General features: G+C 71.9%; 24 protein-coding genes. 9 read left to right on the forward strand and 15 right to left on the reverse strand.

From position 1 onward, the window contains the following. Nucleotides 1-33: 33 nt before the first annotated feature. Nucleotides 34-1,248 (forward strand): acetate kinase, encoded by a 1,215-nt coding sequence (locus tag IH80_RS0127955; RefSeq protein WP_030964196.1) that lies wholly within the window; start codon nt 34-36, stop codon nt 1,246-1,248. Nucleotides 1,249-1,309: 61 nt separating this feature from the next. Then, nucleotides 1,310-2,740 carry a pyruvate kinase gene (gene pyk, locus IH80_RS0127960; protein WP_030964197.1) on the forward strand — a complete coding sequence of 477 codons (1,431 nt, stop codon included), beginning with the start codon at nt 1,310-1,312 and terminating at the stop codon, nt 2,738-2,740. A 99-nt stretch (nt 2,741-2,839) separates the two neighbouring features. Here pyk and IH80_RS0127965 read toward each other — a convergent pair whose 3' ends face one another. The 4 genes from IH80_RS0127965 to IH80_RS0127980 form a co-directional block, all read right to left on the reverse strand. Further along, a complete protein-coding gene (locus IH80_RS0127965; RefSeq protein ID WP_030964198.1) occupies nt 2,840-4,108 on the reverse strand; it encodes a hypothetical protein in 1,269 nt (422 codons plus the stop codon). Beyond that, a complete protein-coding gene (locus IH80_RS0127970; RefSeq protein WP_030964199.1) occupies nt 4,098-4,670 on the reverse strand; it encodes a DUF6114 domain-containing protein in 573 nt (190 codons plus the stop codon). Before IH80_RS0127970 ends, IH80_RS0127965 begins: the two co-directional genes overlap by 11 nt. Before the next feature lie 108 nt (nt 4,671-4,778). Next, the gene (locus IH80_RS0127975) at nt 4,779-5,420 is read right to left on the reverse strand and encodes a DUF6230 family protein (protein ID WP_030964201.1); all 642 of its coding nucleotides are present in this window, start codon (nt 5,418-5,420) and stop codon (nt 4,779-4,781) included. A gap of 630 nt (nt 5,421-6,050) precedes the next feature. After that, complete coding sequence (locus tag IH80_RS0127980) at nt 6,051-7,046, reverse strand: tetratricopeptide repeat protein (protein ID WP_030964202.1); 996 nt, start codon at nt 7,044-7,046, stop codon at nt 6,051-6,053. 271 nt (nt 7,047-7,317) lie between these two features. Between IH80_RS0127980 and IH80_RS0127985 the strand changes: the two genes are divergently transcribed. Continuing rightward, entirely contained in the window at nt 7,318-7,938 is a 621-nt protein-coding gene (locus IH80_RS0127985) for a TetR/AcrR family transcriptional regulator (RefSeq protein WP_030964203.1), read from the forward strand. 31 nt (nt 7,939-7,969) lie between these two features. Here IH80_RS0127985 and IH80_RS0127990 read toward each other — a convergent pair whose 3' ends face one another. From IH80_RS0127990 to IH80_RS39760, 5 genes are all read right to left on the reverse strand, one after another. Beyond that, nucleotides 7,970-8,440, reverse strand: a complete 471-nt coding sequence (locus IH80_RS0127990) for a hypothetical protein (protein ID WP_030964205.1) — start codon at nt 8,438-8,440, stop codon at nt 7,970-7,972. A gap of 59 nt (nt 8,441-8,499) precedes the next feature. Continuing rightward, nucleotides 8,500-10,200, reverse strand: coding sequence for an acyl-CoA mutase large subunit family protein (locus tag IH80_RS0127995; protein ID WP_030964206.1), 1,701 nt, complete (start codon nt 10,198-10,200; stop codon nt 8,500-8,502). 87 nt (nt 10,201-10,287) lie between these two features. Continuing rightward, nucleotides 10,288-10,617, reverse strand: a complete 330-nt coding sequence (locus IH80_RS0128000) for a DUF3817 domain-containing protein (RefSeq protein ID WP_030031371.1) — start codon at nt 10,615-10,617, stop codon at nt 10,288-10,290. Nucleotides 10,618-10,691: 74 nt separating this feature from the next. Then, entirely contained in the window at nt 10,692-11,201 is a 510-nt protein-coding gene (locus IH80_RS0128005) for a MarR family winged helix-turn-helix transcriptional regulator (RefSeq protein ID WP_030853700.1), read from the reverse strand. A gap of 21 nt (nt 11,202-11,222) precedes the next feature. Continuing rightward, the gene (locus IH80_RS39760) at nt 11,223-12,476 is read right to left on the reverse strand and encodes an MFS transporter (protein WP_051810052.1); all 1,254 of its coding nucleotides are present in this window, start codon (nt 12,474-12,476) and stop codon (nt 11,223-11,225) included. 93 nt (nt 12,477-12,569) lie between these two features. On the opposite strand from IH80_RS39760, the gene IH80_RS0128015 reads away from it, so the two are divergent. Both IH80_RS0128015 and IH80_RS0128020 read left to right on the forward strand, forming a co-directional pair. Next, nucleotides 12,570-13,565: an ArsR/SmtB family transcription factor gene (locus tag IH80_RS0128015; protein ID WP_030964207.1), complete on the forward strand. Its 996-nt coding sequence runs from the start codon at nt 12,570-12,572 to the stop codon at nt 13,563-13,565. A gap of 124 nt (nt 13,566-13,689) precedes the next feature. Continuing rightward, nucleotides 13,690-14,742, forward strand: a complete 1,053-nt coding sequence (locus IH80_RS0128020) for a glycoside hydrolase family 6 protein (RefSeq protein WP_030964208.1) — start codon at nt 13,690-13,692, stop codon at nt 14,740-14,742. Between the two features lie 41 nt (nt 14,743-14,783). On the opposite strand, the gene IH80_RS0128025 is transcribed toward IH80_RS0128020, so the two are convergent. From IH80_RS0128025 to IH80_RS0128045, 5 genes are all read right to left on the reverse strand, one after another. Further along, nucleotides 14,784-15,416 (reverse strand): TetR/AcrR family transcriptional regulator, encoded by a 633-nt coding sequence (locus IH80_RS0128025; RefSeq protein ID WP_030964209.1) that lies wholly within the window; start codon nt 15,414-15,416, stop codon nt 14,784-14,786. Beyond that, nucleotides 15,413-16,102 (reverse strand): DUF4166 domain-containing protein, encoded by a 690-nt coding sequence (locus IH80_RS0128030; protein ID WP_030964210.1) that lies wholly within the window; start codon nt 16,100-16,102, stop codon nt 15,413-15,415. Before IH80_RS0128030 ends, IH80_RS0128025 begins: the two co-directional genes overlap by 4 nt. After that, a complete protein-coding gene (locus IH80_RS0128035) occupies nt 16,099-16,797 on the reverse strand; it encodes a hypothetical protein (RefSeq protein WP_030964212.1) in 699 nt (232 codons plus the stop codon). Before IH80_RS0128035 ends, IH80_RS0128030 begins: the two co-directional genes overlap by 4 nt. 174 nt (nt 16,798-16,971) lie before the next feature. After that, on the reverse strand, nt 16,972-17,268 hold the full coding sequence (locus tag IH80_RS0128040; RefSeq protein ID WP_030964214.1) for an MTH1187 family thiamine-binding protein: 297 nt from the start codon (nt 17,266-17,268) through the stop codon (nt 16,972-16,974). Continuing rightward, on the reverse strand, nt 17,265-17,609 hold the full coding sequence (locus IH80_RS0128045; protein ID WP_030964215.1) for a DUF3817 domain-containing protein: 345 nt from the start codon (nt 17,607-17,609) through the stop codon (nt 17,265-17,267). The genes IH80_RS0128040 and IH80_RS0128045 overlap by 4 nt, the downstream gene beginning before the upstream one ends. Nucleotides 17,610-17,796: 187 nt before the next feature. On the opposite strand from IH80_RS0128045, the gene IH80_RS0128050 reads away from it, so the two are divergent. From IH80_RS0128050 to IH80_RS0128065, 4 genes are all read left to right on the forward strand, one after another. Next, a complete protein-coding gene (locus IH80_RS0128050; protein WP_030964220.1) occupies nt 17,797-18,435 on the forward strand; it encodes an AIM24 family protein in 639 nt (212 codons plus the stop codon). Beyond that, entirely contained in the window at nt 18,435-19,085 is a 651-nt protein-coding gene (locus IH80_RS0128055) for an AIM24 family protein (protein WP_030964221.1), read from the forward strand. The genes IH80_RS0128050 and IH80_RS0128055 overlap by 1 nt, the downstream gene beginning before the upstream one ends. Nucleotides 19,086-19,099: 14 nt before the next feature. Continuing rightward, nucleotides 19,100-19,900, forward strand: coding sequence for an AIM24 family protein (locus IH80_RS0128060; protein ID WP_030964222.1), 801 nt, complete (start codon nt 19,100-19,102; stop codon nt 19,898-19,900). A gap of 64 nt (nt 19,901-19,964) precedes the next feature. Beyond that, the gene (locus IH80_RS0128065; protein WP_030768965.1) at nt 19,965-20,441 is read left to right on the forward strand and encodes a MarR family winged helix-turn-helix transcriptional regulator; all 477 of its coding nucleotides are present in this window, start codon (nt 19,965-19,967) and stop codon (nt 20,439-20,441) included. Between the two features lie 182 nt (nt 20,442-20,623). On the opposite strand, the gene meaB is transcribed toward IH80_RS0128065, so the two are convergent. Then, nucleotides 20,624-21,586, reverse strand: coding sequence for a methylmalonyl Co-A mutase-associated GTPase MeaB (gene meaB / locus IH80_RS0128070; protein ID WP_030964224.1), 963 nt, complete (start codon nt 21,584-21,586; stop codon nt 20,624-20,626). Nucleotides 21,587-21,640: the final 54 nt, after the last annotated feature.

Raw genomic sequence — 21,640 nt, forward strand, 5'->3', positions numbered from 1 at the left:
CCCGCCCGCCCGCGACAAGGAAAGACCCGCACCGTGACCGCATCGCGCGTACTCGTCCTCAACTCCGGCTCCTCGTCCGTCAAGTACCAGCTCCTCGACATGGCCGACCGCTCGCGCCTGGCTGTGGGCCTGGTCGAGCGCATCGGCGAGGAGACCTCCCGGCTGGTGCACGAGCCGCTCACCGGACCCGCCGCGGCCGGCGGCAAGCGCGAGCAGGTCGGCCCGATCGCGGACCACGAGGCCGCGCTGAAGGCCGTGGCCGCCGAGCTCGCCGCCGACGGGACGGGCCTGGACTCCCCCGAGCTGGCCGCGGTGGGGCACCGGGTGGTGCACGGCGGGACGAGGTTCACCCGGCCGACGGTGATCGACGACGAGGTGCTGGCGGAGATCCGGAACCTGATCCCCCTGGCCCCGCTGCACAACCCGGCGAACGTCACGGGCATCGAGGTGGCGCGCTCGCTGCGCGCGGACATCCCCCAGGTCGCCGTCTTCGACACCGCCTTCCACTCGACGATGCCGGAGCACGTGGCGCGGTACGCGATCGACGCCCGGACCGCCGACGCGTACTCCATCCGGCGGTACGGCTTCCACGGCACCTCCCACGCCTACGTCTCGCGGGCGACGGCCGCGCTGCTCGGCAGGCCGGTGGAGGAGGTGAACGTGATCGTGCTGCACCTGGGCAACGGCGCGTCCGCCTCGGCCGTGCGGGGCGGGGTCTGCGTGGAGACGTCCATGGGCATGACCCCGCTGGAGGGTCTGGTCATGGGCACCCGCTCGGGCGATCTGGACCCGGCGGTCGTCTTCCACCTGGCGCGGGTGGGCGGCCTCTCGGTGGACGAGATCGATTCGCTCCTGAACAAGAAGAGCGGTCTGCTGGGCATGTGCGGCGACAACGACATGCGCGAGGTGCTGCGGCGGGCGGGCGAGGGCGACGAGACGGCGCGCCTGGCCTTCGAGGCGTACGTCCACCGGCTGAAGAAGTACATCGGGGCCTACTCGGCGGTACTCGGGCGGGTGGACGCGGTGGCGTTCACGGCCGGGGTCGGCGAGAACGCCCACCAGGTCCGGGAGGCCGCGCTGGACGGCCTGGCCGAACTGGGCCTGGTGCTGGATCTCGAAGCCAACGCGGCGCGTTCCCCGCAGCCGCGCCTGATCTCGGCGGATCATGCCCGTGTGGCCGTGGCGGTCGTCCCGACGGACGAGGAACTGGAGATCGCCACCCAGACGTATGCGCTGGTTACCGAGTAGTCACTTGGACTTTCCACCAGCCGGAATATTCCGCTGCGAAACAAACCGATAGGATCCAGTCATGCGCCGTTCCAAAATCGTCTGCACGCTGGGCCCCGCCGTCGACTCGTATGAGCAGCTGAAAGCGCTCATCGAGGCAGGTATGAACGTGGCCCGATTCAACTTCAGCCACGGGTCCCAGGCAGAACACCAGGAGCGGTACGACCGCGTCCGGCAGGTCTCCGAGGACACCGGGCGCGCCGTCGGCGTCCTCGCCGACCTCCAGGGCCCGAAGATCCGGCTCGAGACCTTCGCCGAGGGTCCGGTCGAGCTGGTGCGCGGTGACGAGTTCACCATCACCACCGAGGACGTCCCGGGTGACAAGTCCATCTGCGGCACCACCTACAAGGGTCTCCCGGGCGACGTCGCCAAGGGCGACCAGGTCCTGATCAACGACGGCAACGTCGAGCTCCGGGTGACGGAGGTCGACGGCCCGCGGGTCAGGACCATCGTCATCGAGGGCGGTGTCATCTCGGACCACAAGGGCATCAACCTGCCGGGTGCCGCCGTGAACGTCCCGGCCCTGTCGGAGAAAGACGTCGACGACCTCCGCTTCGCCCTGCGGATGGGCTGCGACATGGTCGCCCTGTCCTTCGTCCGTGACGCCAACGACGTCAAGGACGTCCACCGGGTGATGGACGAGGAGGGCCGCCGGGTCCCCGTCATCGCCAAGGTGGAGAAGCCCCAGGCCGTCGAGAACATGGAGGCCGTGGTCGCCGCCTTCGACGCGGTCATGGTGGCCCGTGGCGACCTGGCCGTCGAGTACCCGCTCGAGAAGGTCCCGATGGTCCAGAAGCGGCTCATCGAGATGTGCCGCCGCAACGCCAAGCCGGTGATCGTCGCGACCCAGATGATGGAGTCGATGATCACCAACTCCCGCCCGACGCGCGCGGAGGCGTCCGACGTCGCCAACGCGATCCTCGACGGCGCGGACGCGGTCATGCTGTCGGCCGAGTCCTCGGTCGGCGCCTACCCGATCGAGACCGTCAAGACGATGTCGAAGATCGTCGCGGCTGCCGAGGAGGAGCTCCTCGCCAAGGGCCTCCAGCCTCTGGTCCCGGGCAAGAAGCCGCGCACCCAGGGCGGCTCCGTGGCCCGTGCCGCGTGCGAGATCGCCGACTTCCTGAACGGCCAGGCGCTCATCGCCTTCACCCAGTCCGGGGACACCGCCCGCCGCCTGTCGCGCTATCGCGCCACGCAGCAGATCCTGGCGTTCACCACGGACGTCAACACCCGCAACCAGCTCACGCTGAGCTGGGGCGTCGAGTCGTACATCGTCCCGCACGTGGACACCACCGACGCGATGGTCGACCTGGTGGACGGCGAGCTGCTGAAGCTGGGCCGCTACAACGAGGGCGACACCATGGTCATCACCGCCGGCTCGCCCCCCGGCGTCCCGGGCACCACCAACATGGTCCGGGTGCACCACCTGGGCGGCGTCGACCGCGCCTGACGCGTCGCACCGCGAGACCCTGCCGCACAGAGACCGAGGGCGGCACCCCGCAGTGATGCGGGGTGCCGCCCTCGGTGTGTGCGCACCGCGTGCGGCCCGCTATTCGGGCGGGCCGATGTAGTTCTTCAGGCCCGGGACCGTCAGGGTGCCGCCGAACTGGGCCGCCTGCACGACCTTGACGTCCGTGAAGAACGCGAACGGGACGTTCAGGGGCGGCGGGCTGTTCGGGGTGAACTCGATCGGGATCAAACCGAACAGGTTCCCCTTGAGGCTCTCGGTGTACATCGTCACCGTGCCGCCGCGGATCTTCGAGGTGGAGCCCGGACGGGACTTCAGGTGGGCGACGTTCCCGCCCTTGCCGACCGTCTGGTAGAGGTCCTTGATGTCCAGCGAGTCAGCCGTGAACTTCAGGACCTTCTTGATCTTGCCGCTGCCGGTCTTCACCTCGACGATGCCGTGGTAGTCCAGGCCGTAGAGGGTCAGCAGCGAGCTGTCGAGGTACCAGGGCTCGTCCGGCACGAGCGGGATGCCCTGCTCCAGGTCGGCGTTGGCCAGGGCCTCGGCGTCGTAGGTCGGGCAGGGGAAGGGTTCCTTCCCGTCCGGGTCCTTCTTCGCCTCGTCCTTGTCCTTGTCGTCCTTGTCCTCGTCCTTGTCACCCTTGTCCTCGCCCTTGGGCGTCTCGTCCTTGGGCTTGTCGACGGTGTCCTTGACCTCGTCGGGCAGCTCCTCTACCGCGACACCCGCCTGCTTGGCGGCGTCCCGGATCGCGTCCGCGGCCGGGTCCGGAGCCGGGGCCGGCTTCTCGGTGGTGGACGGCGCGGGCGTCGGGGTCGCCGTGGTGTCCTTGAGCGGCTGGCCGAGCCCGTCGATGAGGTCCTTCAGCTTGTCGCCGACGCCCAGCGGGTCCAGCGGGTTCGCGGACTTGGTGGGCTCCGGCGCCGGCGCCGTGGTGGTGGCCGGGGCCGGGGCGTTGGCCGACGGGGACTTGGTCGCCGACGGAGAGGCGCTCGCCTTCGGCTTGGCAGCCGTCGACGGTGCGGGTGACGCACTGGGCGAGGCGCTCGGCGAGGCCGTCTTCGAGGGCGTGGGGGACGGGGACTTCGACTCGGTGTCCGCCGGCTCGTCGGACCGCGTCACGCACGGACCGGGGGCGAAGGGGATCTCCTTGTCGTCGGCCACGGCGAGCTTGGGCGCCATGCCCATCCCGACGAACACGGCCGTCGGCATCGCCGCCAGCGCCATCGTCTTGCCGACGGGTATCTGGATCTTGTTCAGCAGCGACTTCCTGGGCGCCGCGTGGCGCGGGCCCTTCCTCTCACGGGACTCTGCGCCCGGGGCCACGGCCCGCTGCGTCTCGTCACCCCGCACTGTTCCTCCCGCCATCGGCGTGGGCAGTCGTCTCGGTCGCGCGTGCCGTCTCCGTCTCACGGGGTCCGGGGATGCCCTGGACGCCCGCCACCGCCTCCGCCTTGGTCGGGCCGGCGGCGGCCTGCGGCTGGCCCGCCGGCTCCTCGTCCGCCGGCTGTCCGGGCGCCCACGACAGCGCGAGGGCGCCGCCGACGAGGGAGAGGACGAACCCCATCCCGAATCCGCCCAGGTTGGACACCGGCAGGGACACCAGGGCCAGCAGGATCGAGGCGACGCCGGCGAAAACGCGGATGGCCTGCTGGAACCAGAGGGCCAGGCCCAGCGTGATCAGCAGTACACCGATGATCAGTGCGCCGGCTCCACCCGTGGTGGCCATCGCAAGACTGACATTGCCCAACCGGAGGTCCGCATAAGGGAAGTACGCGATCGGGAAGCCACCGAGGAGCGTGAAGAGCCCGGCCCAGAAGGGACGGCGACCGCTCCAGGCATGGAAGTGGTAGTACACCACGGTGAGCCAGGCGTCGTCTTCTGCGCGAACGTAAACCGGGGCCTGGGGGTTCATGGACAACAGCTCCCTGGAAACGGTGGTACGGAGAACTCTGTGGAGCCCGGACGGGCGGCCGGCGACGGCCGCCGCGGCCCGCCCGTCCGGTCAGTCACCGGGACCTGTTCAGTCCTTGGTGTCCTGGTAGCACGGCTGGTCGCCACCGAGCAGACGCAGCTTCAGGTCGGGCAGCTTGAACGTGCCGGCGGTGGTCGCCCACGCCTTCTGGCGCACGTTCGTCAGGATCGCCTTGTCCGCGCGCTGCGAGAACGCGTACGGGCTGGCGACCGTGCCGGCCTGCGGCTTCGTCTTGTGGCTCGGGTCGCCGACCGCGACACCGATGTCCAGGTTCTTGAACTCGGCATCGGTGTCGAGCTCCGCAACATCCAGGTAGATGTTGTCGGCGACGGCCGGCTTGCCCTTGTGGCCGGTGCGCAGCTGCAGCGTGATGTTGCCCAGCGGGGTCGGGGTCACCAGCGACTGGCACATGTTGGTGATCTCGGCGTGGCTGAACCCGGAGATGGTCACCGGGTGGTGCTGCGCATTGCCCTTGAGGTCGTGCCCCTCGGCGATGCCGCCGTACTGGATGAGGTTGTCACCGTCGAGCTTGTCGGCCGTGACCTTGAAGTCCTGGCCGGAGACGCTGAAGGACGCCGCGAGGGCACCCTGCGCCAGTCCTACACCGACCGCGGCGGTGGCCGCGATGCTCGGCACCATGACGAGCGCGAAGCGCTTCCATCTGGTCCCGCCACGAACCTGAGAACTCATTTCGTTCCTCCTTCTCGGACGTACATCTCCGGTCCGGGCCGAGCCCGTCCTGGGATGGGAGAAGTGCTACGTCCTCGGGAAGGAGCGCAGGCGGCCGGGCCGCGGCCGTGCCACGTCCGATACACCGGCGTTCACCCCCGAGCGACAACCACTGGGCCACGCGTTCGCGCAACCTGGGGGACAGGCCCCGCCGGTGCGGCAGAGACCCCCCTGTCCCACGGTCGGTGCCACTGCCACCGGCCGGCCCGGTGGGGACCCTCCACCGCGGCTCCGAGTGAGCGGCTCTGCGGGAAGGACCGAGCGTCGCCGATCGTGGTCCATTACCGGCCGGGGCACAAGGGGGTTCGTTACTGGCGGGTAACGGCCAGATAACCTGGATGCTGCCTGTAACCGTCCGTCGGCAACGCAGGGTGCCGCCCAGGGCCATGACAAAACGGCGAACCGGTGAACACACCGGACAGTTCGCGAGGTTCGATTTACTGCGAGTAACAGCGGCCGCATTTGCCAAGTTTTGGCAAAGTGCGGCCGCTGTTTATCTACGTGTCAACAAATCGGCGGTGGCCCGCCCACGTCCGGAAGGCTACGGGGAGCGGGGCCCGAGCGGCCCCGGAGCGGGGGCGCGGGGCCCGCCTAGAAGAGCACCCGCGCGAGCGCCGTACGCGCCGTCGTCACCCTCGGGTCGTCCGCGCCGATCACTTCGAACAGCTCCAGCAGGCGCAGCCGTACGGCATCCCTGTCGTCACCGAACGTGACCTTCACGGTGTCCACCAGACGCGCGAAGGCGTCCTCCACGTGACCGCCGACCACGTCGAGGTCGGCAGCGGCGATCTGCGCCGCCGGGTCGCGGGGGTTCTCCGCCGCGGCGGTGCGCACCTGCTGCGGGTTCATGTGCTGGACCCGGGCGAGCAGTTCGGCCTGGGCCAGGCCCAGCTTGGCCTCGGTGTTGCCCGGGTCGTCCGCCAGCACGTTCTTGTACGCCTGCACCGCGCCGCCCAGGTCACCGGCGTCCAGCGCGACGACGGCCGCCTCCAGCAGCGCGTCGTGCGGGCCGGCCGGAGCCTCGGCCGGGGCCTCGGCGGCACCTTCGGCGTTCGGGTCCACCTCGATGCCGATGATCCCGAACCGCTCCTCGGCGACCTGGACCAGCTGGGCCAGGGTCTCGCGGATCTGCTGCTCGGGGGCCACGCCCTGGAAGAGCGGCAGCACCTGACCGGCGACCACGGCGAAGACCGCCGGGATGCCCTGGATCTGGAACTGCTGCATCAGCATCTGGTTGGCGTCGACGTCCACCTTGGCCAGCACGAGGCGGCCGTTCGCCTCGACGGTCAGGCGTTCCAGGAGCGGGCTGAGCTGCTTGCACGGCTGGCACCACTCGGCCCAGAAGTCCAGGACGACCGGGACTTCCGCGGAGAGCTGGAGCACATCACGTTCGAAGCCGGCCTCGTCTACGTCGATGACGAGCGCGGACGGCGGAACGGCGCCGGCGGACGGGGCGGCCCCGCCGCCCTGGCTCGCCTGGCGCGCCGCCTCGGCGCGGGCCTGCTCGGCCTTGGCCTTGGCCTCGCCGGCCGCCTTCACCGCGGCGAGGTCGACGACGCCGCTCATGGACATGTTTCTGGGCTGCATGCGTACATCCTCCCCCGTGTGCGCGCGCCGACGAAAAAGATCGCGCGAATTGGCCGTGCCGCGTCACCGCACGGCCGTGCCGTCGCCTCCGTCGCGATCGTGTTGCTGTGCGGCGCCGGGTCCCCACCTGGCGCCTGTAGCCCTTCGCGTGGTTGTCGCTCTTACGCTACGAGCCGTAGCGTAACTCCCCCGGAGGCCCTCCGCGCCCCCGCGGTACCCGTGATCTGAACCACAGCGGCCCGTTCGGCTACCGACGGGTATGGTCTCGGCCATGCGCAACGCCAGCCCCGGCCGCACCGGTCGCCCCCGCAGCGCGGCCGCGGACGCCGCCATCCTCGCCGCCACCCGGGACGCGCTGGTCGAGCTGGGGTGGTCGAAGCTGACGATGGGCGACGTCTCGGCCCGCGCGGGCGTCGCCAAGACCACCCTCTACCGGCGCTGGGCGGGCAAGAGCGAGCTGGTCGTGGACGCGGTCGCGGAGCTCTTCGACTCGCTCGAACTGCCGGACCGGGGCTCCCTGGAAGCCGACATCGAGTACGTGGTCCTGCGCTTCGCGGAGCTGCTGCGGCGGCCGGAGGCCCGTACCGCCCTGATGGCGGTCGTCTCCGAGTCCACCCGGGACGAGGCCCTGCGCGACCGGATCCGGTCGGCGATCGTGGACCGGCAGAAACGTCTCGTCGTCCTGGGTCGCGAGCGGGCCCAGGCCCGCGGCGAACTCCCCTACGAGGAGGACGAGTTCCTCGCGGGCCGCACCACCGACCTGATCTTCGACGTGATCGCGGGCACCGTCGTGCACCGCGCGCTGGTGAGCTCCGAGCCGGTGGACGAGCTCTGGGTGGCCGCCTTCACCGCCCTGCTGATGCACGGCCTGCGCGGCGCGACCGCCGCCTGACCACGCCCGCCCGGCCGCTGCCGCCGCGTCGTCAGAAGGTCCGCGCCCCGGAGCGGCGGCGGGACTCCAGGACCTGTTCCGCCAGCGCCGCGGCCCGCGGGTTGTCGCCCGGCCAGGGACGCCGGCGGCCCTGCCAGCTCGCCCAGCGCAGCGCGTCGGCCTCCTCCTGCGGCCGCAGACCGGCCGCGACGAGTGCACCCCGGGCCACTTGGGCCCCGGCCGTGCGGTAGCCGATGTCGCGGGCGTCCGGCCAGTGGACGCCGCCGTCGGTGATCAGGACCGCGGCGTCGACCCCGTCGAGGCCCAGCTCGATACCGTCCCGCACGGCCGCGAGGAATTCCGCGGGCAGCCGATCCTCCCGGGCCAGGTTCAGGATCTCGGTCCCGGCCGGTCCCGGCGGCTCGAAGTCGGCGACGACGTAGGCGTAGTGGCCGCCGCAGCCTCCCTTGTTCATCACCACGCGCGCGCTCACGCCCCGTACGGGCACAGGAAGGCCGGTCATGCCCCCACCGTAAGGGGGGCACGACCGGCCGTTCCGGCCCTGCGGGCCCGAAAGCGGGGCTAGAAGCCCGGGGGCTCGGTGTAGGTGCCCCATTCGTCGCGCAGCGTGTTGCAGATCTCGCCCATCGTGGCCTCGGCGCGCACCGCGTCCAGCATGGCGGGAATCATGTTCGACCCGTCCCGGGCGGCGTCCAGCATGGCCTTCAGGGACGCGGCGACCTTGGCGTCGTCGCGGCGGGCCTTGCGGTCGGCGAGGACGCGGACCTGCTCGCGCTCCACCTCGTGGCTGACCCGCAGGATCTCCAGGTCGCCGGTCACCGACCCGTGGTGGACGTTGACGCCGACGACCCGCTTGTCGCCCTTCTCCAGCGAGCGCTGGTACTGGAAGGCCGACTCGGCGATCTCGCCGGTGAACCAGCCGTCCTCGATGCCGCGCAGGATGCCCGAGGTGATCGGCCCGATGGGGTGCTGCCCGTCGGGGTGGGCGCGCAGGCCGCGCTCCTTGATCTGCTCGAAGATCCGCTCGGCGTCGGCCTCGATGCGGTCGGTGAGCTGCTCCACGAACCAGGAGCCGCCCAGCGGGTCGGCCACGTTGGCGACGCCGGTCTCCTCCATCAGCACCTGCTGGGTCCGCAGGGCGATCTCGGCGGCCTGCTCGCTCGGCAGCGCGAGGGTCTCGTCGAGGGCGTTGGTGTGCAGGGAGTTGGTGCCGCCGAGGACGGCCGCGAGGGCCTCGACGGCGGTGCGCACGACGTTGTTGTAGGGCTGCTGGGCGGTCAGGGAGACGCCGGCGGTCTGGGTGTGGAAGCGCAGCCACATCGACTTCTCGCTCTTGGCCCCGTAGACCTCCTTCATCCAGCGCGCCCAGATCCGGCGGGCGGCGCGGAACTTGGCGATCTCCTCGAAGAAGTCGAGGTGCGCGTCGAAGAAGAAGGAGAGACCGGAGGCGAAGTGGTCCACGTCGAGGCCGCGGGAGAGCCCGAGCTCCACGTAGCCGAAGCCGTCGGCGAGGGTGTAGGCGAGCTCCTGGGCGGCCGTGGCCCCGGCCTCGCGGATGTGGTAGCCGGAGACGGACAGCGGCTTGTAGGCGGGGATGCCCTTCGCGCAGTACTCCATGAGGTCGCCGATGAGGCGCAGGTGCGGCTCCGGTTCGAAGAGCCACTCCTTCTGGGCGATGTACTCCTTGAAGATGTCCGTCTGGAGCGTGCCGTTCAGGACGGCGGGGTCCACGCCCTGGCGCTCGGCGGCGACCAGGTACATGCAGAAGGCGGGCACGGCGGGGCCCGAGATCGTCATGGAGGTCGTGACGTCGCCGAGGGGGATGTCCTTGAAGAGGACCTCCATGTCGGCGGCGGAGTCGATGGCGACACCGCAGTGGCCCACCTCGCCGAGCGAGCGGGGGTCGTCGGAGTCGCGCCCCATGAGGGTCGGCATGTCGAAGGCGACGGAGAGCCCGCCGCCGCCGGCGGCCAGGATCATCTTGTAGCGCTCGTTCGTCTGCTCGGCGTTCCCGAAGCCGGCGAACTGGCGGATGGTCCAGGTCCGGCCGCGGTAGCCGGTGGCGTGCAGGCCGCGCGTGTACGGGTACTCCCCCGGCCAGCCGATCCGCTCGAAGCCCTCGTAGGTGTCGCCGGGCCGGGGCCCGTAGACCGGTTCGACCTCATCGCCGGAGAGCGTGGTGAAGTCCGCCTCGCGCTTGCGGGCCTTGTCATAACGGGCCTGCCAGCGACGGCGGCCCTCCTCGATGGCGTCAGCGTCCATACCCATGAATTTACTAGGACGTCCTAGTAAATGTCGATGGGAAACCCCCGGGAGTCGTCCCGGGGGTGAGTGACGCTCGCCTCGTCGTCAGGCCTTCGCGGTCGCGAGCGGGTCGCTGATCAGCGGTTCCACCTCGGCGCGGATCCCCCGCTCGACGAAGAAGGCCGCCAGCGGAATCGTGCCCGACACGAGCACCCAGAGCAGCTTGCCGAAGGGCCACTTCGCCTTGGAGCCCAGATCGAAGGCGAAGACGAGATAGATCATGAAGAGCACACCGTGCGTCTGCGACACCACGAAGGTGAGATCGGCACCGGTGTCGAAGCCGTACTTCGCCACCATGCAGGCGCAGAGGATCAGGAGCATGACCGCGGTCACGTAGGCCATGACGCGGTAGCGGGTCAGCACGCTTCGTTTCATGCGGACGAGCCTAACCGTCCGTTTTGCTCGATCTTGACGCGGCCCCGTGCTCGCGGAACGGGCGGGCAGGGCCCTCAGGACTCGTCGAAGTCCGCGGCGGCCACCCGCAGCGGACGGAGCAGGGCGAAGATCTCCCCGCACTCCTCGGCGTCGTACGCGCCGAGGCCGAAGTCGATCGCCATCAGGTCCTTCGTGGCGGCCTCGACGACCTCCCGGCCCTTCTCCGTGATGGAGGCGAGGGTGCCGCGGCCGTCGTTCGGGTTGGGCCGCTTGGCCACCAGCCCGGACCGCACCAGCCGGTCCACGGTGTTCGTCACCGAGGTCGGGTGGACCATCAGCCTCTCGCCGATCTTCGACATCGGCAGTTCGCCCGCCTTGGAGAAGGTGAGCAGCACCAGCGCCTCGTAGCGCGCGAAGGTCAGCCCGTAGGGCTTGACGACGGCGTCGACCTCGCCGAGCAGGATCTGGTGGGCGCGCATGATCGAGGTGATCGCGGCCATCGAGGGCACGGGACCCCAGCGCTGCTGCCAGAGCTCGTCGGCGCGGGCGATGGGGTCGAAGGGAAGGCTGAGCGGCTTGGGCACGCTTCCGACCCTACCGGGAGGTCACTTCCCGGCGGAGGCCGTCTCATCCCTCAGTCGCTCCTCCTGCCGGACGGCGGAGCGGAGTTCGGCCAGGAGCGCCAGGACGACGGCGGTCCCGAGCACTCCGGCCCCGGTGACGACCACGTGCACCGGGAAGAATTCGGCGGCGAGACCGGCGAGGGCCATGCCGGCTCCCTGGAGGGTCATCAGGCCGGTGCTGAGCAGGGTCATCGCCCGGCCGCGCAGCTCGTCGGGGACGGCGTCCACGTACCACTGGTCCAGCCCCAGGGTGTACGCGTGGGCCAGTCCGGCGAGCAGCAGCGCGCACAGGGCCAGGGGCACGCCCGGCCGGCCGGCGTAGAGGAGGAACGGCAGCAGGCCGGCGGCGGCCAGTGGGGCCACGATCCGCGAACGCGTCCGCGCGCTCAGCGCGGAGCCCGCCCAGAGCTCTCCGGCGATGGTGCCGACGGGCATGGCGCACATCATCAGCCCGAGGACGGCGGTTCCGGCGCCGATGCCGTCGGCGTACGCGGCGAGCAGCGCCTCGGGTACGACGAGGAAGACGGGCGGCAGCCAGAACAGGAGGGTGAGCGCCCGCAGCCGGCGCCGGCCCAGGACGGCCCGCATCCCGGCGAGCGGGGAGGTGCGGACGGTCGTCCGCGCGGGACGGGCACGGGTGCCCAGCCGCAGCAGCAGGGCCGAGCCGAGGAATCCGGCGGCGGTCAGCGCGATGGCGGCGCGCGGGGCGAGCACCGTGAGCAGCAGCCCGCCCAGGCCGAAGCCGATGAGCTGGGCGCTCTGGGCGACCATGCGCAGCAGCGACCGGCCCAGGACGTAGGTGTCGCCGGAGCCGAGGATGTCGGGGAGGGAGGCGTTGCGCGTGCCCTGGAAGAGGGGTGCGACGAAGGCCGTGGCGCAGCGCAGCACGAGGAGCGCGGCGACGGGGGTGCCGGGCAGCACCATGGCCGCCGCACAGGCCGCACAGACGAGGTCGCAGGTGACGAGCACCCGCCGGGCGGGGTGACGGTCGGCGATCCCGGCGAGCAGGGTGCCGCCGAGGGCGTAGGGGAGGAAGCCGAGGGCGAAGGTGAGCGCGCTCATCAGCGGCGAGCCGGTGAGGCGGTAGACGAGGACGGAGAGGGAGATCTCGGCGACGACCAGACCGAGTACGGACATCAGGTGTGCGGCGAAGACGGCGGGGAACTCCGGGGTCCGCAGCACGGTGCGGTAGCCGGCGGAGCCCGCTTCGGCCGGGGCCGGGGTGACGGTTGCCATGACGGCAGCCTCGGGGGCCTAGGCTGGCCGGTGTAGAGATTCGGCCTGGGACGAATGTCGGGCGGGGCGGTCCGGGGAGCGGGAGGGTGCGGTATGGGGTTGCACCATCGTTTCGGGCACGAGGACCTGCTGCGGTGCCGGTTCGCGCTGTCGCCGGCCTGGGAGACACAGGAGGCGATCCGCACCCTGAGCCGCCCGGACCGGCAGGGCTACCACCTGCCGTGGCTCCGGCGGATCCGGGCCGCCGCCGACGGGCTGGACCTGCGGCCGCTGTGGCTGCTGATGCCGCGCCGCGGGCACAGCACCGACTTCATCAGCCCGCCGCCGAGCGGGCCGGGCGTCTCCTTCGAGGAGGAGCTCGCGGTGATCCGCGCGGCCGATCCGGCCGCGGCGCGCGAGGACATGCGCAAGTCGCTCGCCTGTACGCCGGGCGCGCTCGACAGCGACCTCGGCCGGGCCCTCCTCGCGGAGCCGGCGCGGTCGGTGCGGGAGCTGGCCGACCTGCTGGAGCGGGCCTGGGGCGCGCTGGTCGAGCCGCACTGGCCCCGGCTGCGGGCCCTGCTGGAGGCGGACGTCCTCTTCCACACCCGCCGTCTCGCGGCCGGCGGGCTGGAGTCGCTCTTCGACGGCCTGCACCCCGATCTGTCCTGGGACGCCGCCTCGCTCACCCTGACCATCGAGCGGCCCAGCCACCACGACCGCGTCCTGGGCGGCCGGGGGCTGCTGCTCATGCCGAGCGCCTTCGTCTGGCCGCAGATCGCGGGCGGCTTCGACCCGCCCTGGCAGCCGACCGTCGTGTACCCGGCCCGGGGCATCGGCGCCCTGTGGACCCCGGCGGGCGAGGACACGCCGACCGCGCTGGCCCGGCTGCTGGGCCGGGCCCGGGCGGACGTGCTGTGCGCGCTGGACGAGCCGGCGTCCACCACGGCCCTGGCGCACCGCCTCGGGCTGGCCCCGTCCACGGTCTCGGCCCACTTGGGGGTCCTGCACGCGGCGGGCCTGCTGATCTCCGCCCGGCGGGGGCACCAGGTGCTCTACGAACGCACCCCGCTGGCCATCGCCCTCACCACGGGGGACGGGGCCGGCTGACCGGCGCGGGCGGTGTCGCGCGGCCGCGCTGACTATCCGTCATGTCACCATACTCCGGTCGTACATCCTCACCGCCTCACCGCCTCACGGTCTGCCGCCCGACCCTTCATCGCGAGGAATCCGGATGCCACCCGTCGCCCCCAGGCCGCGCCGCCCCAGGCCCGCCGCCGTCCTCGGCCTCCTCCTGCTGCTCGCGGCGGCCCCCGCCTGCTCCAGCGCACCGGAGCCCGGGCCGCGCGGTCCCGCCGCCGGTCCCGGGGCCGCAGCCCCGGCTGCCGCCGGGGGCGCCGCCGGGGGCGAGTCCTCCTTCTGGGTGGACCCGAACAGCGAAGCCGCCCGGCAGGTCGCGGCGTGGGAGGCGACGGGCCGCTACGACGACGCCCAGGTGCTGCGCCGGATCGCCGAGCGGCCGGTCGCGCTGTGGGGGCGGCCGGGCGATCCCGGCCCCGGGATCCGCCGGGCCCGCGCAGCGGCGAAGGCCGCCGGGCGGACCCTGTTGCTCGCCGCGCACAACCTCCCGCACCGCGACTGCGGGAAGCAGCCGGCCGGGGGCGCCGCCGACGCCCGGGCCTACGGCCGCTGGATCGGCGCCTTCGCCGACGCCATCGGCGACGCCAGGGCACTCGTCGTCCTGGAGCCGCACGCCGTCGCGCACATGGCCGACGGCTGCGTGCCCGCCGAGCACCGTGCCGAGCGCTACCGGCTGCTCTCCGGGGCCGTCGACCGGCTGAAGAAGAACCGCAACACGAAGGTCTACCTGGACGCGGGCGATCCTGCGTGGATCCGGGACCCGGCGGACCTCGCCGGCCCCCTCCGCGAGGCGGGCCTCGACCGCGCCGACGGCTTCGCCCTCAACGTCTCCGGTTTCCAGCCGGACGCGGCCGTCCGGGCCTACGGCGCAGAGCTCTCCCGGGCGGTCGGCGGCAGGCACTTCGTCGTCGACACCGGCCGCAACGGCGAGGGGCCGCTGCCGGGCGAGCGCACCCCGGCCTCGTGCAACCCTCCGGGCCGCGCCCTCGGCACCCCGCCGACCGACCGGACCGGTGACCCGCTCGTCGACGCGTACCTCTGGGTGAAGCGGCCCGGCGAGTCCGACGGCACCTGCCGCGGCGGCCCGCCGGCCGGCACCTGGTGGCCCGAGCAGGCCCTGGGCCTGGCCCGCCGCGCCCACCACTGACCCGCCCCGGAACCGACGGGGCCCGGGCCGGGCCCTCCGCGTCAGGTGCGGGTGCCGCGGCGGAGGCCGTGGCGGACGGCGCGCTGGCTCAGGGGGCCCAGGCCCTCCAGTACGGCGGCCAGTCCGGCGAGCTGCTCCAGGGCGTCGAACGCGCGGCCGGCGCCCTGCGGGTCCACCGCCTCGTACAGCTCGATGCCGACGAAGGAGGCGGCGGTGGCCCGGGCGAGCCCCGCGGGGTCGGCGAACCCTTCCAGGGGGGTCGCCGCGAGCAGCCGGGTGAGCACCGCCTCCAGCTCCTCGACCCACAAGCCGAGTCCGTCGGCGGTGGCGGCCGCGAGGGCGGGCGAGTTCTGCCCGGCGGCCAGCAGCTGCCCGAGCACGGCGACGTGCCCGGCCTCCCGCTCCTCGGCGTGCATCGCGCGGGCGAACTCGACCAGTTCGGTGAGGCCGCCCAGTTCGGCGAGCCGGTCGCGGTAGCGGGCCACCCGCTGCTCGGCCCCGTACCGGCAGGCGGCGGCGAGCAGTTCGTCGACGGAGCCGAAGTGGTAGAAGATCAGGCCCTGGCCGACACCGGCGGTGGCCGCGATGGTGCGGGCCGAGGCCTTGGCGATGCCCTGCTCGACGAGCGTGCGCAGGGCCCCTTCGAGGAGTTTCTCCTTGGTGGCCGCGCTCACGCCCGGACCTCCTCGCGGACCGGCCGCAGGTCGCCGCAGAGCCCGGTCGCCCACCGTGCGCGTGCGTCGACGTAACTCGCGGTGAAGGAGCCCTCGTACCCGAAGAGCGGCCCGAAGCGGCGGTTGACCACGCGCACCCGGATCCGGAACCGGCCGGTGGCGTCGTCGAAGGACTCGCGCACCTCGGCGTCGCCGCCGATGAGGTCGGGGACGCGGACGTCGACGGGACCCTCGCGGAAGCGGTGTTCGCCGGAGCGGATGAGCAGCGAGCCGTCCGGTTCGGCGCTCATGTGCAGGTCGCTGGCGAGGTGCTGGTGCGTGCCCAGGTAGTCGAGGACGCAGTCGCGCTCGGGGCTGTGGACCATCGTCGCGTCGAACCGGTGCGGCCCGTCGGGCAGCCGGAAGGTCCGCACGAAGGTGACGGTTTCGCGCCCGAAGGAGTCGAGGTACGGGAGGTTCTCGATGACGAAGGGGACGTCTCGGCCCTCGCGCGGCACCAGGATGTTGCGCATCCCGCCGAGCCGGAGGAAGGGCTTCACGAAGCTGCCGCCGTGCCAGATCCGGTCCATGGTCCCGCGGCCGACGCAGCCCTCCCCGCTCTGCAGCCCGACCGAGAACCGGCGCTGGATCTGCGGGTGCAGACGGTCGAAGTCGGCGCCCATGTGGGCCCGGAAGATGGAGGTCATGACGGCTCCAGGGTGCTGAGCAGACGGGGGGCCGCGACCGGGGTGCGGCCGGGCGGGGTGCGCAGGCAGCGGCGGGCGGCCGGGGTGCCGGGCAGGGGCGGCAGCAGCACCGCCGCGGCCAGGACGGGCACGACCACGGCCGCGGGGGCGTACAGCAGGGCGGCCGCGGGCAGCAGTACGCGCAGTGCGCTCTCGCCCACCGCCCGGGCGAGGCCGAGGCCCGGCGGGGTTCCGCGTTCGCACCACAGCCGCAGCCTGTCGAAGGACCAGGCGGTGGCCCAGCCCATGAGCGGGCGCAGGACGAACCGGTCGGCGAGCGCCCCGAAGCGGCCCCAGCGGGGCCGGTAGTCGTAGCCGGTGAGGAAGCGGATGCCGTCGCCGTCCGGGACGTAGCGCCAGTAGCCACTGCCCTCGGCGAGCAGCGAGAGCGGGTGGTCCGAGGCGAACCGCAGGGCCGACACCCTGGTCCCGTCGGGCCGGCGGCGCTCCCCCGCGGAGACGCCGGTCCCGTCGACGGAGACGAAGGGCAGTACGCGGGTCGCGTACCGGAACCGCTGCGGCTCGCCCTCGGACCGCGGGAGGTAGTGGATGGAGGTGAACCTCAGGTCCCACCGCTGGTGCTGGGCCGGATCCTGGCTGCGTTCCCACAGCTCGTCCATCCCGGCCCGGACGAACGTCTCGACGTACAGGCCCATGCCCACCCCCCGCTCCCGCGTTTTGAGCGATCGCTCAACCGGGACCCTAGGCGAGTTTGAGCGATCGCTCAACAGTGAGCCCGGTCACATGGCCCGGGGTCCGGGTCCGGACATGCGAAAGCGCCCCCGGCCGGCTGGGCCAGGGGCGCTCGTGACGCGCCGGGGACGGGCGGTTCAGCCCTGCCCGAGGTGGCGCTCCACCGTCTCCACCTTCGAGGTGATCCCGTCGGTGACGCCGGGGCGGATGTCGGCCTTCAGGATGAAGGAGACACGGGGCGCCCGCTCCTCGACGGCGGCGACCGCGCGCCGGATCACGCCCATGACCTGGTCCCACTCACCCTCGATGGTGGTGAACATGGCGTCGGTGCGGTTCGGCAGCCCGGACTCGCGGACCACGCGGACCGCGTCGGCCACGTACTCGCCCACCTCTTCACCGACCCCGAGCGGGGTCACCGAGAACGCGACGATCACGCCTGGGCCGCCTCACGGGCACGGGCCGCGACCACGCTGTCGGCCTCTTCGCGCTTGAGCAGCTTGTCGCCGTACAGGCCGCCCAGGGGCACCACCGAGAGGACGAAGAAGAACAGGGCCTTCTTGAAGGGCCACTTCGCCTTGTACCACACGTCCAGCAGCAGCACCGAGTAGACCATGAACAGGATCGCGTGCAGGAAACCCAGCGGCATCAGCAGGTAGTCGATGTCCGAGACCCGGCTCAGCAGCGAGCCGAAGATCAGCAGCGCCGGGAACGACAGCGCCTCCGGGACGGAGACGAGACGCAGGCGGTGCAGGGCGGAGGCGGTCTTGATGTCCACGTGGAACCTTCGGGGGTGGAGGCCAGGGTCGCCTCCAGTGTCTCAGCCGCTTTACGGGATCTTGACCCGGCCCCCGCCTCCCGACCCGCGCCGGATGGGACCGGGAACGCTCCCAAACGCCCGGGTGTGTCATATATCCGGCCACGGGACTCTGTTCGGGTCCGCCCGCTGCCGATAACGTCTCCCCGTGGCTCAGTTCCGACTCCAAGGCAGCAAGGTGCTGGCCGTCGACCTGACCGGGGACGCCGTGAAAGCGAAGAACGGCTCCATGGTCGCGTACGACGGGCAGATGGCCTTCAAGAAGATGACCGGCGGTGGCGAAGGCCTCCGCGGCATGGTGACCCGCCGGCTGACCGGCGAACAGATGACGGTGATGGAGGTACAGGGACACGGCACCTGCTTCTTCGCCGACCGCGCAAGTGAGATCAATCTGGTCAATCTGCACGGCGAGAAGCTCTACGTCGAGTCCAGCAACCTGCTGTGCACCGACGCCGGACTGCGCACCGGCACCACCTTCACCGGGCTGCGGGGCGCCTCGACGGGCAACGGCCTCTTCACCACGACGGTCGAGGGATCGGGGCAGGCCGCGATCATCTCCGACGGTCCGGCCGTGGTGCTGCGCGTGAGCGCCCAGTACCCGCTGTCCGTCGACCCGGGGGCGTACATCGCGCACACCGGCAACCTCCAGCAGTCCTTCCAGTCCGGTGTGACGTTCCGCACGCTCATGGGCGAGGGCTCCGGCGAGGCGTTCCAGATCCGCTTCGAGGGCGAGGGCCTGGTCTACGTGCAGCCCAGCGAGCGCAACACCATCGGGGGCGACGTCTGATGCCGTTCCGCGAGATCAACTCGAAGATGGTCGAGGCCCAGGTCGTCCCGGGCCAGAGGATGTTCAGCCAGCGCGGAGCGATGCTCGCCTACCGCGGCGACGTCTCCTTCACCCCGAGCCTGACGGGCGGGCAGGGCGGGGTCATGGGCATGATCGGGCGCCGCGTGGCGAACGAGCAGACCCCGCTGATGACGGTCGAGGGCAGCGGCACCGTGATGTTCGGCCACGGCGGCCACCACATCCAGGTGATCAACCTGACCGGCGAGACCCTCTACGTCGAGGCCGACCGTCTGCTCGCCTTCGACGGGACCCTCCAGCAGGGCACGATGTTCATGGGCTCGCAGGGCGGGGTCATGGGCATGGTCCGCGGCCAGGTGACCGGCCAGGGCCTGTTCACCACCACCCTCAAGGGCCACGGCTCGGTCGCCGTGATGGCCCACGGCGGGGTCATCGAACTCCCCATCACCCCGAACCGGCCCATCCACGTGGACCCCCAGGCCTACGTGGCCCACCACGGGGACGTCAGGAACAAGCTCTCCACCGCCCTCGGCTGGCGGGACATGGTGGGGCGCGGCTCGGGCGAGGCGTTCCAGCTGGAACTGTCCGGTCAGGGCGCGGTGTACGTACAGGCCTCCGAGGAGAAGCTGTGAACTTTGGCCCCGTGATGGGCGGACCCGGCGGCCCGACGGTCTTCGACCCGTACACGCTGCCCTCCGACGACAACGTGAACCCGTACACCTTCTGCGTGGAGCTCAAGGGGAGCCAGTGGTTCCTGCAGAAGGGCAAGATGATCTCGTACTACGGGCGCATCGAGTTCAACGGCATCGGCAACGGGCGCTTCGACCGCCTGCTGCGCACCAGTTTCCACTCCCCGCTGCACGCCGGCGACTGGGTGGTGGCCGAGGGCCAGGGCAAGATGCTGCTGGCCGACCGGGCCTTCGACGTGAACTCGTACGACCTGGACAACGGCAACCTGACGATCCGGTCGGGCAACCTGCTGGCGTACCAGCCCTCGCTCGCCCTGAAGCAGTCGATCGTCCCGGGCTTCCTGACGCTGATCGGCACCGGGAAGTTCGTGGCGGCCTCCAACGGGCCGGTGGTGTTCATGGAGCCGCCGCTGCGCGTGGACCCGCAGGCGCTCGTCGGCTGGGCGGACTGCCCGTCTCCCTGTCACCATTACGATCACGGCTACATGTCCGGCGTGATGGGCGGACTGCGCTCGCTGACCGGCGTCGGGGGTACCTCGGGCGAGGAGCACCAGTTCGAGTTCGTCGGAGCCGGAACCGTGCTCCTGCAGTCCTCGGAGATGCTGATGGCGGAGCAGTCGGTCGGCGCGGTGGGCGCCGGGGCGGCCACGGGCAACGCACAGGGCGTGCCGGGTGCCGGCCAGGGGCCGCTGGGGCAGATCGGCGTGCCGCGGATGCCCGGACAGCTGGGTGATCTCCAGCGCCGCTTCGGACTGTGACAGCCGGGACCCCCGACCTTTGTACGCAATTCAACTTTTTAGGTAGAGTTCATTCATGGAGACCATGGAGACCGAGACGGCCACGCGCTGGCTGACCGACGCGGAGCAGTGCGCCTGGCGCACCCACCTGGACGTCAGCCGGCTCCTCATGCACCAGCTGGAAAAGGATCTTCAGCCCTTCGGACTCACCAACAACGACTACGAGATCCTCGTGAACCTCTCGGAGTCGCAGGACCACCGGATGCGCATGAGCGACCTCGCGACCGCCACCCTGCAGTCGAAGAGCCGGCTTTCGCACCAGATCACGCGCATGGAGACGGCGGGCCTGGTCCGCCGGGTCAACTGCGAGTCCGACCGCCGCGGCCTGTACGCGGTGCTCACGGACGAGGGCATGGAGACGATGCGGAAGGTCGCCCCGCACCACGTGGCATCCGTCCGTCGGCACTTCATCGACCTGCTGCCGCCGGAAGCCCTGGCGGCGCTGCGCGCCTCGCTGACCCCGGTCGCGGAGCACCTGCGCGGCACCCGCGGCAAGGTCTGAGCCGGGCGTCGGCGCGCCCCGCGGGGCGGCGGACCGGACAATGGGCGGTATCCGCCCGCTGCCGAGCACCCGTGAGCGCCATGGCCGGCCCGAAGGAGGTCCAGCCATGAGCGGACGACTGAAGGCCGTACCCCGCCCGCACCGGCCGGCCTGCGCGGGCCGGTGCGGGCTTGAGGTGCCGCTCACGCCTCCGTGAGGGTCGCCAGGAGCGCGTCGGCCGCCGCGTACGGGTCCAGGTCGCCCTCGGCGACCCTGGCGGCCAGCGCGCCGAGGTGGGCGTCACCGTGGACGTCCGCCATCCGCGCCCGCAGCGCCGTCACGGCGATCGTCTCGACCTCCCGCGCGGCCCGGGCCGCGCGCCGCTCGGCCAGCACCCCGCGCTCGTCCATCCACGCCCGGTGCTTCTCCAGCGCCTCCACGACCTCGTCGATGCCCTGGCCGCGGGCCGCGACCGTCTTCACGATCGGCGGCCGCCAGTCGTCCCGGCCGCGTGCCTCGCCCAGCCCCAGCATGTGGTTCAGCTCCCGGGCGGTCGCGTCCGCGCCGTCCCGGTCGGCCTTGTTGACCACGTACACGTCGCCGATCTCCAGGATCCCCGCCTTCGCGGCCTGGATCCCGTCGCCCATCCCGGGAGCCAGCAGCACCACCGAGGTGTCGGCCTGCGAGGCGATCTCCACCTCCGACTGCCCGACCCCGACCGTCTCGACCAGGATCACGTCGCACCCGGCCGCGTCCAGGACCCGGATCGCCTGCGGCGCGGCCCACGCGAGCCCGCCCAGGTGGCCGCGGGTGGCCATGGAGCGGATGTAGACCCCCGGGTCGGAGGCGTGGTCCGACATCCGCACGCGGTCGCCGAGCAGCGCCCCGCCCGAGAAGGGCGAGGACGGGTCGACGGCGAGGACGCCCACGCGCTTGCCGGCCCGGCGGTACGCGGACACCAGCGCCGAGGTCGACGTCGACTTCCCGACGCCCGGCGACCCGGTCAGGCCCACCACGTACGCCCCGCCCGTCAGCGGGGCCAGCGCGGCCATCACCTCGCGCAGCTGCGGGGACGCCCCCTCGACCAGCGAGATCAGCCGGGCCACCGCTCTCGGCCTGCCCTCACGCGCCTGGGCCACCAGCTGGGGGACGTCCACCGCCGTCATACGTGCTGCGCTCCTCGGTTCTCGTACGGGATACGTGGGGGCCGCCGGGGCCCG

Origin of the sequence: Streptomyces sp. NRRL S-378, from assembly GCF_000720645.1 — a bacterium.
Lineage (GTDB): Bacteria > Actinomycetota > Actinomycetes > Streptomycetales > Streptomycetaceae > Streptomyces.

Coding starts and splice junctions, on each gene's coding strand:
- IH80_RS0128015 (WP_030964207.1), top strand. CDS start 12,570: ATGGGGTTGCACCATCGTTTCGGGCACGAGGACCTGCTGCGGTGCCGG.
- IH80_RS0128055 (WP_030964221.1), top strand. CDS start 18,435: ATGCCGTTCCGCGAGATCAACTCGAAGATGGTCGAGGCCCAGGTCGTC.
- IH80_RS0127990 (WP_030964205.1), bottom strand. CDS start 8,440: ATGACCGGCCTTCCTGTGCCCGTACGGGGCGTGAGCGCGCGCGTGGTG.
- IH80_RS0127995 (WP_030964206.1), bottom strand. CDS start 10,200: ATGGACGCTGACGCCATCGAGGAGGGCCGCCGTCGCTGGCAGGCCCGT.
- meaB (WP_030964224.1), bottom strand. CDS start 21,586: ATGACGGCGGTGGACGTCCCCCAGCTGGTGGCCCAGGCGCGTGAGGGC.
- IH80_RS0128065 (WP_030768965.1), top strand. CDS start 19,965: ATGGAGACCGAGACGGCCACGCGCTGGCTGACCGACGCGGAGCAGTGC.
- IH80_RS0128035 (WP_030964212.1), bottom strand. CDS start 16,797: ATGGGCCTGTACGTCGAGACGTTCGTCCGGGCCGGGATGGACGAGCTG.
- IH80_RS0127975 (WP_030964201.1), bottom strand. CDS start 5,420: ATGAGTTCTCAGGTTCGTGGCGGGACCAGATGGAAGCGCTTCGCGCTC.
- IH80_RS0128000 (WP_030031371.1), bottom strand. CDS start 10,617: ATGAAACGAAGCGTGCTGACCCGCTACCGCGTCATGGCCTACGTGACC.
- IH80_RS0128060 (WP_030964222.1), top strand. CDS start 19,100: ATGGGCGGACCCGGCGGCCCGACGGTCTTCGACCCGTACACGCTGCCC.
- IH80_RS0128030 (WP_030964210.1), bottom strand. CDS start 16,102: ATGACCTCCATCTTCCGGGCCCACATGGGCGCCGACTTCGACCGTCTG.
- pyk (WP_030964197.1), top strand. CDS start 1,310: ATGCGCCGTTCCAAAATCGTCTGCACGCTGGGCCCCGCCGTCGACTCG.
- IH80_RS0128020 (WP_030964208.1), top strand. CDS start 13,690: ATGCCACCCGTCGCCCCCAGGCCGCGCCGCCCCAGGCCCGCCGCCGTC.
- IH80_RS39760 (WP_051810052.1), bottom strand. CDS start 12,476: ATGGCAACCGTCACCCCGGCCCCGGCCGAAGCGGGCTCCGCCGGCTAC.
- IH80_RS0127985 (WP_030964203.1), top strand. CDS start 7,318: ATGCGCAACGCCAGCCCCGGCCGCACCGGTCGCCCCCGCAGCGCGGCC.
- IH80_RS0127980 (WP_030964202.1), bottom strand. CDS start 7,046: ATGCAGCCCAGAAACATGTCCATGAGCGGCGTCGTCGACCTCGCCGCG.
- IH80_RS0127970 (WP_030964199.1), bottom strand. CDS start 4,670: ATGAACCCCCAGGCCCCGGTTTACGTTCGCGCAGAAGACGACGCCTGG.